This window comes from Burkholderia sp. ABCPW 14 (assembly GCF_001523835.1).
GTDB classification, from domain to species: Bacteria; Pseudomonadota; Gammaproteobacteria; order Burkholderiales; family Burkholderiaceae; genus Burkholderia; species Burkholderia mayonis.
In genome coordinates this window covers 1-2167 of the sequence record NZ_LOVS01000094.1, presented here as the reverse complement: position 1 = coordinate 2167, position 2167 = coordinate 1, and the positions used below count along the sequence as shown (strand labels likewise).

Annotated in this window: 1 protein-coding gene; it reads right to left on the bottom strand. The window is 59.3% G+C overall.

Features of this window, described 5'->3' with window-relative positions:
- Nucleotides 1-1546 (bottom strand): ESPR domain-containing protein (locus WS62_RS33625; RefSeq protein ID WP_197422836.1); only part of this gene is annotated, 1546 nt, incomplete at its 3' end.
- Nucleotides 1547-2167: the final 621 nt, after the last annotated feature.

The following is a 2167-nucleotide window of genomic DNA, read 5'->3' as shown; positions in this document are numbered from 1 at the left end:
TCGAGGTGGACAACGAAGCGATCGAGCTATTGGCCGACGAGAGACCGGTCGATGTCGAAGTCGACAGCGAGGTGACGTTGCTGTTGGTGGTGCTCAGGCCGCTCGAAAGCGAGCCGATGCCGGTCGAGGTCGACGTGGACAACGAAGTGATCGAGCTATTGGCCGACGAAAGCTCCGTCGACGTGGAGGTCGACAGCGAGGCGACATTGCTGTTGGTGGTGCTCAGTCCAGTGGACAGCGAGCCGATGCCGGTAGAAGTCGAGGTGGACAGCGACGAGATGGAGCTATTGGCCGACGAAAGCCCCGTCGACGTAGAGGTCGACAGCGACGCAACGTTGCTGTTGGTCGTACTCAGTCCGGTGGACAGCGAACCGATGCCGGTCGAAGTCGAGGTGGACAACGAAGCGATGGAACTGTTGGCCGACGAGAGGCCGGTCGATGTCGAAGTCGACAGCGAGGTGACGTTGCTGTTGGTGGTGCTCAATCCGGTGGACAGCGAACCGATGCCGGTCGAAGTCGAGGTGGACAGCGAAGCGATGGAGCTGTTGGCCGACGAGAGGCCGGTCGATGTCGAAGTCGACAGCGAGGTGACGTTGCTGTTGGTGGTGCTCAATCCGGTGGACAGCGAGCTGATGCCGGTCGAAGTCGAGGTCGACAACGAAGCGACATTGCTGTTGGTGGTGCTCAGGCCGCTCGAAAGCGAGCCGATACCGGTCGAGGTCGACGTGGACAACGAAGCGATGGAGCTATTGGCCGACGAAAGCCCCGTCGACGTGGAGGTCGACAGCGAAGCGACATTGCTGTTGGTGGTGCTCAGTCCAGTGGACAGCGAGCCGATGCCGGTCGAAGTCGAAGTCGACAGCGAAGCGACGCTGCTGTTCGTCGACGAAAGTCCGGTGGACAGCGACGAAATCGAACTGTTGAAGGACGACATGCTGCTCGACAGCGAGCTGATGCCCGTCGAAGCCGACGTCGACAGCGAGTAGAGCTGGCTGCCGTTGATCGCCTGCGAGCTGGTCGCCGTGACGGCGCCCGCCGCCACGCCCGACAGCAGGACGCCGCCCGTCGGCCCCGAGCCCGCGACGTTGCTCATCGTCAACGTGTTGCCGTTCGTGCCGCCCGTGCGGAAGTAGATGTTGCCGGTGCTGCCGTTCAGGACGATCTGCGTGTCGTTGGCGGTCAGGCCGATCCAGTCGCTCGACATGCCGGGCGTGACGCCGCCCGTCCACGATCCGATTCCGTTCGTGCAAGGCGAGAGGAGGGAGGCGCTGGCCCCGTATCCGGTGTAGGACGTGGTCAAGCCGTTGTAGTAGTTCGCGCACATCGCGGAGTTCGATTGCGCGAGTGCGTCCGGCGTTCCGAAGAAAGCGAAGCCGATCGCCGCTGCGGCCGCGAGCGAGATCCCGCGCAGCCGCGTCCAGACGCCGAGCGACGAAGACGTCGAGACGGCCGATGCCGTGCCGCCGCGCTTCCCATTCGCGTGTTCGGACACCGCCACCCAGCTCTGCGTGGTTTCACACCAAATGGTCTTATAGATCTTGTTCATCCCCGCTCCCTTTTCACCGGATCGATTGGTCGAATGCGCACCGTTGTTTTGTCTGACGATCTCTGCCGGCTGACTGGCTCACCGAACTATCCGGGAAGCTCGAACACACTTCGATCGCTTAAGAATTCAGCCTTGCGGCGATTCTATTTGTGAGGTGATTAAGGGAACTGATAAGAAATGTCAAAAATACGTATTTTTAGTGTCAATCATCGTTAATGGAATAATTTCCGATTTTTACGAATGACCAAGATGGGTCGCCGCGGAGGGAGGCAGGATTATGTCCTGCGCCGACAAAAATGACTGGAAACCATTGTGGGCAATGGTTTGTGCGGAATGAGGCCGGTAGGATTCGTTCTCCGTTGGGCATGAATATGCTCGGCTGGCCGTGCGCGGCAATCGTAAGAACAATTAAGTCAAGCTGTAATGAGTCGAACCTGAACAATCCTGGACGGCTTATACGGAAAGGCTGTGATGCCGAAACGGTGTTGTTGGAATTGCAGGAAGCAGGCATATTGACGCGTGAATCCTGCAAATCCTGACGAGGTGTGGATGGGTCCGAAGTTGCCGGTGACAGAGGGAGATTTCTTCCGCCAACCGCTGCGCGAGCAGATCAATCTGAAG